17 protein-coding genes are annotated in these 16,243 nt (G+C 72.8%); 10 read left to right on the top strand and 7 right to left on the bottom strand.

The window, feature by feature from the left end:
• Nucleotides 1–7: 7 nt before the first annotated feature.
• On the top strand, nucleotides 8–1,270 hold the full coding sequence (locus tag AC27IY_RS37655; RefSeq protein ID WP_487180935.1) for an MFS transporter: 1,263 nt from the start codon (nucleotides 8–10) through the stop codon (nucleotides 1,268–1,270).
• A 28-nt stretch (nucleotides 1,271–1,298) separates the two neighbouring features.
• Here AC27IY_RS37655 and AC27IY_RS37650 read toward each other — a convergent pair whose 3' ends face one another.
• Nucleotides 1,299–2,867: a bifunctional 3'-5' exonuclease/DNA polymerase gene (locus AC27IY_RS37650; RefSeq protein ID WP_487180934.1), complete on the bottom strand. Its 1,569-nt coding sequence runs from the start codon at nucleotides 2,865–2,867 to the stop codon at nucleotides 1,299–1,301.
• 21 nt (nucleotides 2,868–2,888) lie between these two features.
• Nucleotides 2,889–4,295: a metallophosphoesterase family protein gene (locus AC27IY_RS37645; protein ID WP_487180933.1), complete on the bottom strand. Its 1,407-nt coding sequence runs from the start codon at nucleotides 4,293–4,295 to the stop codon at nucleotides 2,889–2,891.
• A 211-nt stretch (nucleotides 4,296–4,506) separates the two neighbouring features.
• Between AC27IY_RS37645 and AC27IY_RS37640 the strand changes: the two genes are divergently transcribed.
• Nucleotides 4,507–4,920, top strand: a complete 414-nt coding sequence (locus AC27IY_RS37640; RefSeq protein WP_344212175.1) for a hypothetical protein — start codon at nucleotides 4,507–4,509, stop codon at nucleotides 4,918–4,920.
• 90 nt (nucleotides 4,921–5,010) lie between these two features.
• On the opposite strand, the gene AC27IY_RS37635 is transcribed toward AC27IY_RS37640, so the two are convergent.
• Nucleotides 5,011–6,579, bottom strand: coding sequence for an FAD-binding oxidoreductase (locus tag AC27IY_RS37635; protein ID WP_487181223.1), 1,569 nt, complete (start codon nucleotides 6,577–6,579; stop codon nucleotides 5,011–5,013).
• A 31-nt stretch (nucleotides 6,580–6,610) separates the two neighbouring features.
• On the opposite strand from AC27IY_RS37635, the gene AC27IY_RS37630 reads away from it, so the two are divergent.
• The 5 genes from AC27IY_RS37630 (at nucleotide 6,611) to AC27IY_RS37610 (ending at nucleotide 10,946) form a co-directional block, all read left to right on the top strand.
• Nucleotides 6,611–7,150: a TetR/AcrR family transcriptional regulator gene (locus AC27IY_RS37630; protein ID WP_423450781.1), complete on the top strand. Its 540-nt coding sequence runs from the start codon at nucleotides 6,611–6,613 to the stop codon at nucleotides 7,148–7,150.
• Nucleotides 7,113–8,648, top strand: coding sequence for a glycerol-3-phosphate dehydrogenase/oxidase (locus AC27IY_RS37625; RefSeq protein ID WP_487180932.1), 1,536 nt, complete (start codon nucleotides 7,113–7,115; stop codon nucleotides 8,646–8,648). The genes AC27IY_RS37630 and AC27IY_RS37625 overlap by 38 nt, the downstream gene beginning before the upstream one ends.
• Before the next feature lie 104 nt (nucleotides 8,649–8,752).
• Complete coding sequence (locus AC27IY_RS37620; RefSeq protein ID WP_344212181.1) at nucleotides 8,753–9,637, top strand: sucrase ferredoxin; 885 nt, start codon at nucleotides 8,753–8,755, stop codon at nucleotides 9,635–9,637.
• A gap of 100 nt (nucleotides 9,638–9,737) precedes the next feature.
• Complete coding sequence (locus AC27IY_RS37615) at nucleotides 9,738–10,049, top strand: WhiB family transcriptional regulator (protein ID WP_080036407.1); 312 nt, start codon at nucleotides 9,738–9,740, stop codon at nucleotides 10,047–10,049.
• Between the two features lie 255 nt (nucleotides 10,050–10,304).
• Nucleotides 10,305–10,946: a maleylpyruvate isomerase N-terminal domain-containing protein gene (locus AC27IY_RS37610; protein ID WP_487180931.1), complete on the top strand. Its 642-nt coding sequence runs from the start codon at nucleotides 10,305–10,307 to the stop codon at nucleotides 10,944–10,946.
• Nucleotides 10,947–10,980: 34 nt separating this feature from the next.
• On the opposite strand, the gene AC27IY_RS37605 is transcribed toward AC27IY_RS37610, so the two are convergent.
• Nucleotides 10,981–11,214 carry a DUF397 domain-containing protein gene (locus tag AC27IY_RS37605; RefSeq protein WP_091082158.1) on the bottom strand — a complete coding sequence of 78 codons (234 nt, stop codon included), beginning with the start codon at nucleotides 11,212–11,214 and terminating at the stop codon, nucleotides 10,981–10,983.
• A gap of 134 nt (nucleotides 11,215–11,348) precedes the next feature.
• Entirely contained in the window at nucleotides 11,349–12,227 is an 879-nt protein-coding gene (locus AC27IY_RS37600; protein ID WP_344212186.1) for a helix-turn-helix domain-containing protein, read from the bottom strand.
• A gap of 129 nt (nucleotides 12,228–12,356) precedes the next feature.
• Between AC27IY_RS37600 and AC27IY_RS37595 the strand changes: the two genes are divergently transcribed.
• Nucleotides 12,357–12,830 (top strand): ATP-binding protein, encoded by a 474-nt coding sequence (locus tag AC27IY_RS37595; RefSeq protein ID WP_344212188.1) that lies wholly within the window; start codon nucleotides 12,357–12,359, stop codon nucleotides 12,828–12,830.
• 13 nt (nucleotides 12,831–12,843) lie between these two features.
• Here AC27IY_RS37595 and AC27IY_RS37590 read toward each other — a convergent pair whose 3' ends face one another.
• Nucleotides 12,844–13,470 carry a phosphoribosyltransferase gene (locus tag AC27IY_RS37590; RefSeq protein ID WP_344212190.1) on the bottom strand — a complete coding sequence of 209 codons (627 nt, stop codon included), beginning with the start codon at nucleotides 13,468–13,470 and terminating at the stop codon, nucleotides 12,844–12,846.
• A 79-nt stretch (nucleotides 13,471–13,549) separates the two neighbouring features.
• Nucleotides 13,550–14,650: a ribosome small subunit-dependent GTPase A gene (gene rsgA, locus AC27IY_RS37585; protein ID WP_423476666.1), complete on the bottom strand. Its 1,101-nt coding sequence runs from the start codon at nucleotides 14,648–14,650 to the stop codon at nucleotides 13,550–13,552.
• Nucleotides 14,651–14,898: 248 nt separating this feature from the next.
• On the opposite strand from rsgA, the gene AC27IY_RS37580 reads away from it, so the two are divergent.
• Nucleotides 14,899–15,510, top strand: coding sequence for a sigma-70 family RNA polymerase sigma factor (locus tag AC27IY_RS37580; RefSeq protein WP_487180930.1), 612 nt, complete (start codon nucleotides 14,899–14,901; stop codon nucleotides 15,508–15,510).
• The gene (locus AC27IY_RS37575; RefSeq protein WP_487180929.1) at nucleotides 15,507–16,238 is read left to right on the top strand and encodes an anti-sigma factor family protein; all 732 of its coding nucleotides are present in this window, start codon (nucleotides 15,507–15,509) and stop codon (nucleotides 16,236–16,238) included. Before AC27IY_RS37580 ends, AC27IY_RS37575 begins: the two co-directional genes overlap by 4 nt.
• Nucleotides 16,239–16,243: the final 5 nt, after the last annotated feature.

The raw sequence follows: 16,243 nt of genomic DNA, 5'->3' as shown, positions 1-16,243 counted from the left end.
TTCACACGTGACCAGCGCCCCCACCAAACCCACCCAATCCTCGCCTGACCGGATCCAGAGCATCCAACGCCGCACCTTGGGCGTGCTGTCGGCGGCCCAGATCATGGGCGGCGTGGGGGTCGCGGTCGGGCTCGCGCTCAGCTCGGTCGTCGTGGACGAGCTGTCGGGGTCCACGGTGATCAGCGGCTTCGCGGGGACCGCGACCACGCTCGGCGCGGCGCTGCTGGCCCTGCCCACCGCCAAGGCCTCCGGCAGGGGCGGGCGCCGCGCGGGGCTCACCCTCGCGTACGCGGCCGCACTCGCCGGCAGCGTGATCTCGGTGGCCGCCATCAGCCTGCGCACCTGGCCGCTGCTCCTCGCCGGGCTGGTGCTGGTGGGCGGCGGCAGCGCGGGCGGCCTGGCGGCGCGCTACTCGGCCACCGACCTGTCGCCGAAGGGCCGCTCGGCCCGGCACCTGTCGCTGGTCGTCTGGGCCGCGACCATCGGCTCCGTGGCCGGCCCCAACCTGGCCGAGCCCGCCGACCTGATCGGCACCCAGCTGGGGCTGGTGCACAAGGCGGGCCCGTTCGCGTTCGCGGCGCTCGCCTTCACCCTGGCGATGATCATCATCCTGGGCCTGCTGCGCCCCGACCCGCTCCGGCTGGCCCGCCGCCTGGACGGCACGGCCGAGGACGGACCCGCCGGGAACCGGACGATCCGCACCGCCTGGGACACCCTGCGCACCACCCCGGCCGCCCGCCGCGCCCTGGTCATGATCGCGGTGAGCCACACGGCCATGGTGTCGGTCATGTCGATGACCCCGGTCAAGCTCCACCACGACGGCTCCACGCTGGACGTCATCGGCCTGGTGATCAGCCTGCACATCGCCGGGATGTACATGCTCTCGCCGCTCGTCGGCTGGCTGGCGGACAAGGCGGGCAAGGTGCCCGTGCTGCTGCTCGGCTCGGCGCTGCTGGTGACCGCCGCCGCGCTCGCCGGCACCGCCGGGCACCGGGTCGGGCAGGTGACGGCGGCGCTGTTCCTGCTCGGCCTCGGCTGGTCGTGCGGGCTGGTCGCCGGCTCGGCGCTGGTCACCGAGTCGGTGCCGATCGAGCGCCGCCCCTCCGTCCAGGGGCTGTCCGACCTGATCATGAATGTCTGCGGCGCGACCGGCACGATCGTCGCGGGCGCGATCGTCGGCGTGCTGTCCTACGGCGCCCTGGGGCTGGCCGTCGGCGTCATGGTCGCCCTCGCCGGGCTCTGGCTCCTCGCGGTGCGCTCCCGGCCATGACCGGGATCACTTCGCGTCGCCGTAAGGCTCATTTGGCATCGCCGTAGCAGGTGACGGCCACCGCCTCCATCGGGAAGCGGACCGGGGTGTCGCCGAACAGCAGGCGGGTGGCCTCGGCCGCGGCCGCCTGCACCGCCGCGACCGCCTCGTCGGCCTGCTCGCGCGGGCAGTGCACCATCACCTCGTCGTGCTGGAAGAACACCAGCCTGGCTGGCTCGGGCAGCAGCCCCCGCAGCACCGCGAGCAGCGCGAGCGCCCACTCCGCCGCGGTGCCCTGCACCACGAAGTTGCGGGTGAAGCGGCCCCGGTCGCGGGCCGCGCGCCCGCCCTCGGGCCCCGACACGAGCTCGCGCCAGCGCGCCGACGGCGGCGGGCTGGTGCGGCCCAGCCACGAGCGCACCAGCCGGCCCTCCTCCCCCGCCTTGGCGGCGTCCTCCACGAACTGGTAGGCCTTCGGGAAGCGCTGCCGCATCACGGGCAGCAGCTTGGAGGCGTCGCCGCTGGTGCCGCCGTACATCGCCGACAGCATGGCGATCTTCGCGTGGTCGCGCTGCCCGCCGAAGGACGTGGCGAGCGCCGAGTAGAGGTCGATCTCGCCGGCCGCCCTCGCCAGCCCGACGTCACCGGCCATGGCGGCGAGCACCCGGGGTTCGAGCTGGGCGGCGTCGGCCACGACCAGCGTCCAGCCCTCGTCGGCCACCACCACGCGGCGCATGACCTTGGGGATCTGCAGCGCGCCGCCGCCGCTGGTGGCCCACCGCCCGGAGACCACGCCGCCCACGACGTATTCGGGGCGGAACCGCCCGCCGCGCACCCACTGGTCGGCCCACGCCCACCCGTGCGCGCTGAACAGCCTGGCCAGCTCCTTGTAGGCCAGCAGCGGCGCCACGGCGGGATGCTCGACCCGTTTGAGCTCCCACGACCGGGTGCTCTTGAGCTCGACCCCCGCGTCCTTGAACGCCTTGACGAGCTGGCGCACCGAGTCGGGGTTGACCGGGCGGCCGAACGCCGCGGCCACCTCGTCGGCCAGCGCCTGCAGCCTGGCCGGCCGCATGCCGTGCACGGGACGCGGCCCGAGCAGGCCGGTCAGCAGCTCGTCGTGCAGGTCCTTGCGCCACGGCATGCCCTCATGCGTCATCTCGGCGGCGACCAGCGCGCCCGCGGACTCGGCGGCCACCAGCAGCCGGAACCTGCCCGGCTCGGGCAGCGCCGCGACGCGCCGGAGCTGGTCGGCCAGCACCTCGGCCACCGCCTCCGCCGCCATCGGCTCGGGCGCGAACAGCGTGCCCGGCGGGCTCGGCGCCTCCTCCGGCACGGGCAGCCCGCGCAGCCGCGCGTGGGCGGCCCGCGCCGTGCGGCTCTCGCCGTGGCGGCCCTCGTACGCCAGCAGCAGGCCCTCGGTGAGCGCGAGGTCGTGGCAGCGGCCGACCCGCACCCCTGACTCCAGCAGCGCCGGATAGGTCTCGCGCGTGTCGGCCCACACCCACCGGGGCCGCTCGGCCGCCTCGATCTCCCGCACGGCCGCGGCCAGGTCGGCGGGACGGCTCACCTCGCCCCCGACCGGGAGCACCGTCTCTCCGGCGACCACCACGTACACGTGCTCAAGGGTGCCAAACGGCTACGACAGACTGATGCGCACCTCGTCCTCGACGGGCGGCTCCAGCTCCTGGTCGAGGCAGCCGGTGACGGCGAAGCACCGCAGCGTCAGCTCCTGCGGCGTCACCGAGGCGTGCAGGAAGTGCTTGAAGAACGGCGGCGCGTCCCAGTCGGACAGCTCCGACAGGAAGCGGTGGTTGGTCTTGCCCACGGGCAGCCGCAGCGGCCACGGCCAGGCGCCGAGCAGCCGCGCCGCCCACCGCATCCGGCGGGTGACCTGGACCGGACCCTCGGGCGTGCGGGGCGGCTCGTTGCCGATGCGCTCCGCCGAGATGCACACGGCCTCCCGCGGCCGCAGGTAGAGCCACCTCATCCGGAGCCTGCGGGCGTAGAGGTGGCTGTAGTACGACAGCGAGTCGCCGCGCAGCGGGTAGCACTTGAAGTCGTCCTCGGCCACCCCGGCCACGTCGACCCGGTCGATGGTGTGCGTGGCGTGCATGAACGCGCCGCCGCCGCCGGAGACGACGTACTGGATGACCCGGTCGCCCACGCGGACCGGGTAGCGCTGGTAGTTGTGCACGTCGCCGCCGATGGCCGCGACGTAGCGGTGGGCCGGGTCGCGCACGATGTCGTCGATCGTGCCGCCGCCCTCCAGCGCCGACGGTTTGTACGCGTTGTTGACGTAGATCGGCTTTCCGGTCACCAGGATCTTGGGGCGCGGGTCGAGCGAGACCCGGCGCAGCCAGGCGGTCTGGCCCTCGTCGATGACGTTCTTGATGCCGGTGTCCACGCCGACGATGAGCAGGCTGTCGGTCTCGATCGCCCAGTAGGGCCCCGGCTGGGCTCCCTGCTGGGACGGCCGGCCGCGCAGCGCGCGGGACTCCTTCAGCAGGGCCTCGTCGATGGTCTCCGGCTTGCGCCAGAGCAGCCCGCGCAGGCCGCGGTCCGGCTCGGGCTTGAGGGCCGGCGCATCGCAGAAGACGCGCATGAAGCCGCCGAGGCCGTCGTACCAGTCGTGGTTGCCGGGGATCGCGTAGATGGGGGCGTCGTAGTCCTTGTACGGGCGGAAGAATTTGGGGCCGTACTCGTTGCCGGATCCGGTCGGATAGATCACGTCGCTGGCGATGACGGCGAAAGCGGTGCCGGCGCCCACTTTCAGCATCGGGGGGACGACGGCGTACTGGGAGGCGTCGCCCTCGCCGGTGTCACCCAGCAGGAGGAAATCGAAATTTCCCTTTACTGGCGGCCTGATGCGAAATTCCGGATCGACCCCGCGAACTTCCTGTTCCGCCACCCACCGCGCCCGCACCTCGCCCGACGGATCCCCGAACAGCCCCGCCAGGATCTCGTTGCGCGAGCGCCACAATGTTCTCGCGTTGAGCCAGGTGAAACCCCGGTCATCCGGTCTTAACGCCGCGAATGTGCCCATCTGCGAGCAGGCCCATCCCGCTCCTTCCTCAGACTCCCGCGAAGAGAGCCTTTTTCCACGCTCGGCCGCCGCTTCCACCATGACCACATCTTTACCTCACTCCACCCTTCACGCATCATGGACGCTCTGTGCCGTGAAGAACACAGAAGGTTCACAATGGTGTACCCTCACCCCCCAAGCAAGCGGTTGGGACCACCGAGGGGAGGCTCCCATGACGCGTAACGGCCCGGACGACGCGACCCGGAGGGGAACCGCGGAGACGGCCGAGATCGAGGGCCTGCTCGCCCTCGCCGCCACCCGCCCGAAGTGGGGCAGGGCGGCACTGAACGTCATGAGCGAGGCGATCGCCAAGTGCAGGGTCCTCCGGCGCAGGTTCCCCGGCGAGCACGACGCGCTGCTCGCCCGCTGCCTCTGGACGGCGGCCCTGATGCTGCTTGACCGGCACCAGGCCGTCGAAGCCCTCCCGCTCGCCCAGGAGGCGGTGGCGCTCACGCGCGAACGCGGCGGCGCCCCCCTGGTGCAGGCGCTGCGCCACCTGGCGAGCGTCGAGGAGGCGCTCAACCGCTTCAGCGAGGCCGCCGCGACCCTGGAGGAGGCCGACCGCGACAACCGGCCGCCGGGCTGACGGCCTCCGCCGAACTGGCGGCCTCCGCCGGGCTGACGGCCTCCGCCGGGCTGACGGCCTCCGCCGGACTGACGCCTGCGGGCTGAGGGCCTACGGGCCGGCTACCAGCGCGCCCGGGTTGAGTATCCCGGCGGGGTCGAGGCGGGCCTTGACCGCCTGGAGGACGGCGACGCCCAGCGGCCCGATCTCGGCGGCGTAGGCGTCGCGGTGGTCGCGGCCGACCCCGTGGTGGTGGGAGATCGTGCCGCCGGCGGCCACGATGGCCGCGTTCACCTCGGTCTTGGCCCGCTCCCACTGCGCCACCGGGTCGCCGTCCTGGGGAGTGACGACGGTGAAGTAGAGGGAGGCGCCGGTCTCGTACACGTGCGAGATGTGGCACATCACCAGCGGCGAGCCGAGCGCGCCGAGCAGCGCGAGCCGGACCGCGTCGTAGAGCCGTGGCAGGTCCGCCCAGAACCCGGCGGTCTCCAGCGTCTCGACGGTGGCCCCGGCGGCGAGCAGCGAGTCCCGCAGGTACGGCGCGGAGAAGCGCCCGTGCTCCCACGCCCGCCCGGGCTCCTCCCCCAGCGGCTCGCCGCCGAGCCGGGCCAGCACGGCCCCCGCGGCCTCCCGCCGCGCGGACACCGACGCGCCCTCGTAGCCCGCGACCAGCAGGCACCCGCCCGAGCCGCCCGAGCCGATCGCGTCCGGCTTGGCCAGCCCGATCATCGTCTCGGTCTCGTCCGACAGCCGCAGCACGGCGGGCGTCGGTCCCTCCTGGGCGAGCGCGCGCACGGCCGCCGACCCGGCCGTCCAGTCCGGGAAGCGCCAGCCCTCGTAGACCCGCTCGGCGGGGGCTTTGCGCACGCGCAGCCGCAGCGCGGTGATGACGCCGAACGCGCCTTCCGAGCCGAGCACGAGCTGGCGCAGGTCGGGTCCGGCCGCCGACTTGGGCGCGCGGCCGAGTTCGAGCGTGCCGGAGGGCGTGGCCAGGGTGAGGCCGACCACCATGTCGTCGAAGCGGCCGTAGCCGGCGGAGGCCTGGCCGCTGGAGCGGGCCGCGGCGAAGCCGCCGAGCGTGGCGTACTCGAAGGACTGGGGGAAGTGGCCGAGGGTCAGCCCGTGCGCGGCGAGCAGCCGCTCGGCGTCGGGGGCGCGCACGCCCGGCTCGAACTCGGCGGTCATCGACTCGGCGTCCACCGAGCGCAGCCGGTCGAGCCGCGCCAGGTCGAGCGCGATCACGCCGGCGAAGCCGTCGCGGGCGCTCGCGGCGAGCCCGCCCACCACAGAGGTGCCGCCGCCGAAGGGCACGACCGCGACGCGCTCGCGGGCGCAGAGGGCGAGCAGGGCGGCGACCTCCTCGTGCGAGCCGGGCAGCACCACGGCGTCGGGCGCGTCGGAGCCGTCGCCGGCCCGGATGCGCAGCAGGTCGGGCGTGGACTTGCCGCGTGTGTGGCGGACCCGCTCCTCGTGCCCGGTCCGTACGTGCTCCGCCCCGACGACCCCGGCCAGCGCCTCCAGCTGGGCCGGGGTGAGGGCGACCGGCGGCAGGCGTACCGACTCCAGGGCGGCGGCCGGCGCGTCGGGGGCCCGCACGCCCAGGAGGTCGCGCAGCAGCCCGCGTACCTGTTCGGGCAGCTCGCGGGCCTTGGCGGGGTCGCCCCAGCCGCACCACAGCATCGGTTCTCGGGTCATGCGTACACTGTGACACATGACGGCTATTCGTCACAATGACGGCGTTCTGGACGCGGCCCGCGACTGTGTGCTGGCCTACGGAGTCCGCAGGACGACGCTCACGGACGTGGCGCGGCGGGCCGGCGTGTCCCGGATGACGCTCTACCGCCGCTGGCCCGACGTGCGCACCCTGGTCGCCGACCTCATGACGCGGGAGTGGGTGCGGGTGCTGTCCGGGCTCGACCTCGGCGACCCGGTCCCGGCGGTCGTCGCGGGCGTACGGAGCCTGCGCGCCCACCCCCTCTGGCGCAAGATCGTCGAGGCGGACCCCGACCTGCTGCTCCCCTACCTGCTCGACCGGCGCGGCGCCACCCACGAGGCCGTGCTGGAGCTGCTGGAGCCCGCCGTCGGCGACCCGGCCAGGGCGCGGGCCGTGCTGCTGGTGGCCCAGTCGTTCCTGCTGTCGGCGCCCACCATGCTCGACCCCGTCACCATGGACGAGCTCGACGCCGAGCTCGCCGCCCTGCTGGAGGCCTATCTTGGACAGTTCGCTCAACGCCGCCCGCCGCGCCCGTGAGCTGCGCAGGGTCGCCGAGGAACGGCTCGACGTGCTGGTGGTCGGGCTGGGCGCGACCGGCGCGGGAGCCGCGCTGGACGCCGCCGCGCGCGGCCTGCGCGTGGCCGCGATCGACGCGCACGACCTGGCGTTCGGCACCTCACGGTGGAGCTCCAAGTTGATCCACGGCGGGCTGCGCTACCTGGCGAAGGGCCAGGTGGGCGTGGCGCACGAGAGCGCCGTCGAGCGCGGGATCCTGCTGCGCAGGACGGCTCCGCACCTGGTCAGGGCGCATCCGTACGCGCTGCCGCTGACCCCCGCCGTGTCACGGAAGCAGGCCGCGCTGGTGATGTCCGGCTACCGGCTCGGCGACGCGCTGCGGGCCGCCGCCCGCACCCCGCGCCGCCTGCTGCCCGGCCCGTCCCGGCTGGACGCGGCGCGGGCCCACACGCTCGTCCCTGTCGCCCCCGCGGGGAGCCTGCGGGGCGCGCTGCTGTCCTGGGACGGCCGGCTGCTCGACGACGCCCGCCTGGTGGTCGCGATCGCGAGGACCGCCGCCGCGCGCGGAGCCCGCGTGCTGACCCGCTGCCGTGCCCTGCACCTCACCGGCTCGGCCGGTGCGATGACCGTCGCCGTGCGCGACGAGCTGACCGGCGAGGAGTTCGAGCTCCGCGCCCGCACGGTGATCAACGCCACCGGCGTGTGGGCCGGGACCCTGGACCCCCGCGTACGGCTGCGCCCGTCCCGTGGCACGCACCTCGTGCTGCGGCCGGGGACGCTGCCCGGCCTGATCGCCGGCGTGCATCTGCCCCTTCCGGGCGAGACCAACCGGTTCGCCCTGGTGCTCCCCCAGCACGACGGCCGCGTGTACGTCGGCCTCACCGACGAGCCCGTGGACGGGCCGGTGCCCGACGTGCCCGAGGCCCCCGAGGAGGACGTCACAGCGCTCCTGGAGGTGCTGAACGGGGTTCTCGGGACTCGGGTGGCCAGAGAGGCGGTCGCGGGCGCGTACGCGGGCCTGAGGCCGCTCCTGGCGGCCGGCGGAGCCGGGGACGACGCGGCGGACGGGCGCACGGCCGACCTCTCCCGGCGGCACGCGGTGCTGTCGGAAGGCGGCCTCGTCACCGTCGTCGGCGGAAAACTCACCACATACCGCCGCATGGCGGAGGACGCGGTTGATCGTGCGGTTACGTGCGGAAACCTGCGGGCAGGACGGAGCAGCACCCGGCGCATCCCGCTCGTGGGCGCGCAGCCCCTCGCGGCCGACGGCGTCCCCGCCCGGCTGATCGAGCGCTACGGCGGCGAGGCGGCCGCCGTCCACGAGCTCGTACGGGCGCACCCGGAGGAGGTCGGCCTCGGCATCACCGTGGGCGAGCTCCTGTGGTCCGTCCGGCACGAGGGCGCGCTCGACGCGAGCGACCTGCTGGATCGCCGGACCAGGATCGGCCTGGTCAAAGAGGACAGGGAGCGCGCTCTGCCCGCGACACGTGACGTGCTGGCGCGAATCCCCCACCTCTGATGTCGCCGATCCGTTAGGTTAGTCTTACCTAATTCACAGGCGAACGAGGAGGACCGGCGTTGGGGAAGGGCTGCGACCATCCGCTCGGGTGCCACAGCGGGGAGGTGCCGACTCTCGCCAGCGCCACCGTGGGCGCCCGGCTGTGGCTGCTCGTCGAGTATCCCGGCCCCTGGCCCTCCCACCTGGAAAGCTTCGAACTTCCTGAAGAAATCTCAGAACTGGTCCGCAGGGCGCTCGAACGCGGTATCAGGCCCCAGCTGATCCGCCGTCCAGGCCGCCGGACCCGCCCGCGGGAGCAGGGGATCCGTGTGCTACTCGCGTACGCGGCAGGAGAGCGTCCCTGGCTCGCGAGCGGCATCGTCGCAGGTCCCGAAGATCTTGACCTGGACGCGCTGGTGGCCGGAGTGGTCCCAGGGTCCTGCATACTGGAAGACGAGCCGGTATTTCTGGTCTGCACGCACGCCAAGCGCAATGTGTGCTGCGCCCGCATTGGACTACCCCTCGCTCGGTCCCTGGCCGAAAACCTGCCGGACAGAGTATGGGAAACGTCACACGTTGGCGGCGATCGCTACGCCGCCAACCTCGTGTGCTTGCCACACGGAATTTTCTACGGCAGCATGTCTCAGGCTGCTGCACTGGCAGCGGCTAACGCGTACCGGTCGGGCGAGGTCATCCTCGACCGCTACCGGGGACGCGCAGGCATCCCTGAGCCATTGCAAGCCGTCGAGCACTTCGCCCGAGCCCATACGGGAGAGTGCTCCGTCGGCGCGGTGGCCGTGGAATCCTCCAGGACGGACGGCGACGTCACCGAAGCCATCGTGCGGGTGCGCACGAAGCGGCACGGCGACGTACGGTTCCAGGTTGTGGTTGAGCCATCGGCGTTCACGACGCCGTGTGGTACGGCTTGCGCCGAGACGATCATGACCTACCGGCTGGTTTCGCTGGACAGGCTCACGCCTGTGCGGTACGCCACGCCCGCCCTCGCCTGATCAGGGAACATCACGGCTCCTCCTTGCGTTGGAACAGTGACGCCAAAAGCGTCCAATGCGGCTCAATTACCGAAATACCTCTCACGAAGGTGGTTTTCTCATGTCTCAGGTACGTCGGCAGCTCGCCCGCCCGCGCCCCAGCTGGGGTTGGCAGGATGATGCCGCGTGCCGGGGTGAGGACCTCGTGCTCTTCTTCGGCCCCGACGGAGAGCGGCAGCCCGAGCGTGACGTACGTGAGCGGAAGGCCAAGGCGATCTGCGCCCAGTGCCCCGTCCGCAACGAGTGCCTTGACTACGCGCTGTCCCGGCCGGAGAAGTACGGCACGTGGGGCGGTCTCAACGAGGACGAGCGCGCCAGCGAGCGTCGCCGTCGCATGCGCCGCGCGGCCAGCGCCGGCATCTCCGCGGCCTGACACCTCACCCGGCAGCAACGCCATCATCGCGTGATCACGCAGTTGTTCCGATGAACCGGAGCCTGGCGTCCCACGACCAGGCTCTGGCGAACCCGGTCGGGACAACTGCCTGATCAGGCGCACACGAACCACGAGGAACCCGACGCACGGCGGCCCCCACTAGCCGCCGGGCGATCGGGTTCCTCTCGTTTTCCGCCTTCGACGAAGGTGACCCCTGATCGGGGGGCACCGGCCGCGCGCGTTAGAGTGCCCGGCATGGCACGGACGAAGCGGACTCCGGTGACGGCCGACGACCTGCTGCGGGTCGTCCACCTGGCCGTCGACCTGCTCGCCGGCGCGCCCGCGGGCGCGTGGGAGCGCAGGGCGGGCTCGCTGGAGTGGACGTGCCGCGAGACCGCCGACCACCTGGCCGACGACCTGTTCGCCTACGCGGCGCAGCTCGGCCCGCGACGTCCGCCGCTGGATGGCTATGTCCCCTTCGCGGTGAACGCCCGCCGGGAGGGCGCGCCCGTGGAGACCATCCGCACGCAGCCCGAGGCCGGGCCGGAAGGGCTGCTGCAGGTGGTGGAGGCGTGCGGCGCGCTGCTGGCCGCGATGGTGCGCACCGCGCCGCCGGACGTGCTCGCCCATCACGGGTTCGGTGACGCCGATCCCGAGGGCTTCGCCGCGATGGGGCTCGTGGAGACGCTCGTGCACACGTACGACCTGGCCGAGGGGCTCGGCCTGACGTGGGAACCACCCGCGGAGGTGTGCGCGCGGGTGCTCGCCCGGCTCTTCCCCGACGCCCCCGAGGACGTCGAGCCGTGGCCGGCACTGCTGTGGGCGACGGGACGCGCCGAGCTCCCGGGGCGCCCGCGCCGCACGGAATGGCGCTGGTACAGCGCGCCCCGGGACTGACCGGCGGCCCCGGCCTCACACGATGAGCCCGGCCTCACACGATGAGGTCGTCGAACTCCCCGTCCTTGGCCCCGAGCACGAACGCGGCGATCTCCGCGGGGGTGTAGACCAGGGCCGGCCCTTCGGGGAAGCGCGAGTTGCGCATGGCGATCTCCCCGTTGGGCAGGGTCGCCACCTCGACGCAGTTGCCGTTGGGGTTGCTCCGCTTGCTCTTGCGCCAGACGACGGGAAGGCGGCCGGCGGGGGTTCCGTTCCGGAACTCGTGCATGGGGGCGGCTCCTCGCGATCTTACGGATGCACGTGCATCCGCGTTTGCGAAAGGACAATACGGCAGCACGAAGACCTCCATATACCGGACGACCAAAAATCCGGTATGGAGTGGATCACAGGGATATCAGCAGGTCATGAAATGAGACGTTCCAGGAAGCGGCGCGTCTCCCTGGGCGTCTCCGCCTGGACGCTGAGCCGGTCCATGACCTCCATGTAGTGGTCGGAGTCGGCAGGTTTGTCCAGATAGAGGGCGCTGGTGAGCTGTTCCATGTAGACCACGTCGGGCAGCTCGCGCTCCGGGAAGCGCAGGATGCTGAACGGCCCGCCCGCCGCCGCGTGCCCGCCCCGGTCGAACGGCATGACCTGGACGGTGATGTTGCGCTCGGCCGTGACGTCCAGCAGGTGCGCGATCTGGGCCCGCATGATGTCGGGCCCGCCGAGCGTGCGCCGCACCACCGCCTCGTCGATGACGGCCCACAGGGTGAGGCCGCTCTCCAGCCGCCGCTGCCGCATGGTGCGCAGCGCGACCCGGCGGTCCAGCTCGGACCTCGTCGCCTTCTCGTGGGCGAGCTCGATGACCGCCCGCGCGTAGCCGGCCGTCTGCAGCAGTCCGGGGACGAACTGGTTCTCGTAGGTGCGGATGCTCGACGCGGCGCCCTCCAGGCCGATGTAGACCTCGAACCACGTGGGCAGCACGTCGCCGTACTTGTGCCACCAGCCCGGGGCGTTGGCCTGCTTGGCCAGGTCGAGGAGCTGCTGGCGCTCGCCGGGGTCGGTGACGCCGTACAGGGTGAGCAGGTCGGCCACGTCACGCTGCTTGAAGCTCACCTGACCGAGCTCCAGCCGGCTGATCTTGGCGTGAGAAGCGCGAATCGAGTATCCGGCGTCCTCCCGCGAGATACCCTTCTCCGTACGGAGCCGGCGAAGCTGGGTTCCGAGGAGGATCCGCAGCACCGTCGGGCTCCCCGGCGCATAGCTGAGAAGCTTCCCCTCCGCGCTCTCTGCGCTCACCGTACCGCTCCTAGATCATCTGCACGTGCAGATGCGATTCGCATCCGTAAACTACGAAAAGTCTTGCATTGGTAAGCGCTCCCCGTAAAGATGGGCATTGGATCACCAGACCGCGCTTCGGGGGCCAGAATGACGACTTTCGACGCTCGGCCGCAAGCCGCCATCGGTTCCCGGCCTCCTGGCTGGCTGTTCTCCATCTTGGTGGACGGCCTCGCCGGTGAGTGTGACGCCGTCTTCCCCTTTCAGGAACGGACGGCGCTGGAGCCCGCCTGCGTCGCCACCGCCCGCCGCTTCGTGGACCGGACGCTGGGCACGTGGGGCGTCGGCGACATCGCCTTCGAGTGCCAGCTCGTGGTCTCCGAGCTCGTGACCAACGCGATCCGGCACGGCGGCGGCGCCGCCCAGCTCCGGCTGCTGACCCACGGCCCCGAGCTCGCCTGCGTCGTGACCGACCACAGCCGCACCGTGCCGGTGGCCGCCACGCCCGACGTGTTCTCCGAGTACGGGCGGGGCCTGCGGCTGGTCGACGCCCTCTGCAGCGGCTGGGGCTGGCTCACGACCGGCGCCAGCCGCAAGTGCGTCTGGGCCGTGCTCGCCAACTGAGCGAAGGCTCTGCTCAGACCTGTCCCAGCAGGTCCAGCACGTCGGCGTCGCTGAGCTGCTCGAAGTGCACGTACCACTGGCCGACCGCGCGGAAGTCCACCGGCGTGAGCAGCACCACCACCTCGTCGGCCTCGTGGCGCAGCGACTCCACCGTGCCGAGCGCCCCCACCGGCACCGCCAGCGTCACCCTCGCGGGCCCGGCCGCGGCCACCGCCCGCAGCGCCGCCCGCGCCGTGCCGCCCGTGGCCAGGCCGTCGTCCACGACGATCACCTCGCGGCCCGCCAGCGCGGGCAGCGGCCGGTCGCCCCGGTAGACGCGCACCCGGCGGGCCAGCTCGCGCCGCTCCTGCTCCACCACGTCCGCGACCGACTCCGGCGTCATGCCGAGGCGGCGCAGCAAGGTCCGGTCGAACACCGGCTCGCCGCCCTCGGCGACGGCGCCGACGCCCAGCTCGGGCTGCCGCGGATAGCCGATCTTCCTGGTCACGAGCACGTCCAGGGGCACGCCGAGCCGGCGCGCGATGGGCGCCGCCACCGCCACGCCGCCGCGCGGCAGCGCCAGCACCACGGGATCGTGGACGTCCAGCAGCCGCTCGGCCAGGCGCCTGCCGGCCTCGGCCCGGTCCGCGAAGAGCTCCATGCTCTCTGCCTACCCACCAGCCCCCGTCCCTCGCCCCTCCGGCCCTGGTCAGGGCCGGAGGGCGACGGGGCGTGCGGCCTCAGGGCCGGTTACGGCCCGAGCGGCGCATCTCCTTCGTGATGATCTTCCACTTGTTCTGCTGCTCCTTGCGCAACCGCGCGTCCGTCCTGGACGCCATCCAGGCCGCCTCCCGCTGCAGCTTGCGCCAGCTCTCCAGACGCCGCTCCGGCAGCTCGCCGCGCTCCAGGGCGGCCACCACCGCGCAGCCCGGCTCGCCGTCGTGCCCGCAGTCGCCGAACCTGCACCGCTCCGCCAGCTCCTCGATGTCGGAGAAGACGAGGTCGACGCCCTGGTTCATGTCGTACAGGCCGATCCTGCGGATGCCCGGCGTGTCGATGACGATGCCGCCGCCGGTCAGCGGGATCAGCTCCCGGTGCACGGTGGTGTGCCGACCGCGGCCGTCGGCGGCGCGTACCTGCTGGGTCTCCATGACCTCCGCGCCGGCCAGCGCGTTGACCAGGGTGGACTTGCCTGCCCCGGACGGGCCGAGGATGACCGCCGTGCGGGAGCCGCCGAGGTAGGAGCCGACCAGCTCGACCCCCTCGCCGCGCAGCGACGAGACGGCGTGCACGTCCACGCCGGGCGCGGCCGTGCGGACGTCGGCGAGCAGGTCGTCGAGGCCGTCGTCGAACAGGTCGGACTTGGTGACGAGCACGACCGGCGTGCCGCCGGACTCCCAGGCGAGCGCGACCAGCCGCTCGATGCGGCCGAGGTCGGCGAAGTCGGTGGAGTGCATGGACGGCTCGGCGACGAAGACCACGTCCACGTTGGCGGCGAGCACCTGGCCCTGGCCGTCGCCGGACAGGCCGCCGACCGAGTCGCGGCTCACGCCGCCACGGACGAACGCGGTGCTGCGCGGCAGCACCGCGTCGAGCTCGTAGCGGCCCTCGGGCAGCAGCCGCAGCGCCGCCCAGTCGCCGACGCAGGGCAGCGCGACCGGGTCGGCGGCCGAGGCCCGGCGTACGGGCGCGGAGTAGCGGACGTGGTGCTGGCCGTCGGCAGCGATCACCTCGGCGGCGCCGCGGTCGACCCGGGCCACGCGGGCGGGAACGGTGCCGTCGGGCAGCTCGGCGGCACGCGAGTCGGTCCAGCCGAGCAGGGAAAGGTCAAAAGAAGACACTGGAGTGGAAACCTTTGATCGAGAAGGAAGAGAAGAGCCGGGGCGGCGTCTAGCCGCGCGCCCGGAGGTGGACTGACGGAACGCGGAACAGGACGACCCGCATGGTCCTCACCTCCTCGATCGTTGGAACGGGACGACTCTACGCATCCCCCTTCCGGTAGGCAAACCTTTTTGGTCTGGCGTGTCGTTGAACCGCCCCAGGCCGGCTCCCCGTACCTCCTCGCGACGGACACGAGAAAGGGGAGCACATGCGAACGAGCACGTACCCCCCGCCCTCGGCCGACGGAGCCACCGCGCAGGGCAAGCCGCGCGCACACCACTGGATGCGGCGCGTGCGACCGGAGCACGAGGTGCCCGACGACGAGGTGGCCGTGTCCGCGCTCTACCGGGAGTATCACGGCCCGCTGATGGGCTTCGTGATCCGGCTGACGGCGGGCGATCGGCAATGGGCGGAGGACGTGGTGCAGGAAACCATGATCCGGGCCTGGCGCAGCGCCGAGCGGCTCGACCCCGACGCGGTCTCGCTGATGCCCTGGCTCGCCACGGTGGCCAGGCGGATCGTGATCGACGACCGGCGCCGCAGGGACGCGCGCCCGCGGGAGTCGGGCGACGGGCCGCTGGAGAGCATGCCCGTGCCGGACGAGATGGAGGGACTGCTGCACCAGGTGGTCGTGACAGAGGCGCTGAAGGCGCTGTCCCCGGCCCACCGCGAGATCCTCAACGAGACGATCCTGCGGGACCGGTCGGTGAACGACGCCGCCGCGGCGCTCGGCATCCCGGTGGGCACGGTCAAGTCCCGCGTGTACTACGCCGTGCGCGCGCTGCGGATCGCGCTGGAGGAGAGGGGGGTGACGGCATGACGGCGGGAGTCGAGCACACGGACGTGGGCGCGTACGCGCTCGGCCTGCTCGAAGAGGAGGACAAAGCGGCGTTCGAGACCCATCTGCTGCACTGCGGCGGCTGCCGGGCCGAGCTCTCCGACCTGGCGGGGGTCGCCGGCGCGCTGGACGGCCTCGCTCCCGTGCGGGACCTGTTCCCGCCCGGCGACGACTCCGCGCCCGGCCCGGCCATCGACCTGATGCGCCGCAAACGGGCCGCCGACCGGCGGACCCGCAGGGGGACGTTCATCATCGGGATGGCCGCCGCGGTCACGCTGGTGGCCGGCGGGCTGACCGTCGGCACGCAGCTCGCCGGGGGCAGCACCGCCCAGCTCGCGCGGGACCACTCGGGTCACGCGAGCCACATGGGGCCGGCCGAGCAGTTCTACGCCGACGGGCGGCCCATCGAGGGCAAGGGCGTGGACGGCGTCACCGGCGGGCTCGTGGTGGAGTCCAAGGGCTGGGGCACGCACGCCGCGCTCAGGCTGGCCGGCGTCAAAGGGCCGCTCCAGTGCGAGCTGGTCTCGGTCGGCCGGGCGGGCGAGCGGCGGGTGATGACCGGCTGGGCCGTGCCCACCGCCGGGTACGGCGTGCCGGGCTCGCCCGATCCGCTCTACATGCACGGCGGCAGCGCCACGCCGCTGAAGGAGATCGACCACTTCGAGGTGGTGACCTCGACGGGCAAGCGGCTGCTGACCGTCCGGGTCTGAACGCG

It is taken from the genome of Nonomuraea sp. B208 (assembly GCF_057536035.1).
This window is presented reverse-complemented; position numbering and strand designations above follow the sequence as displayed.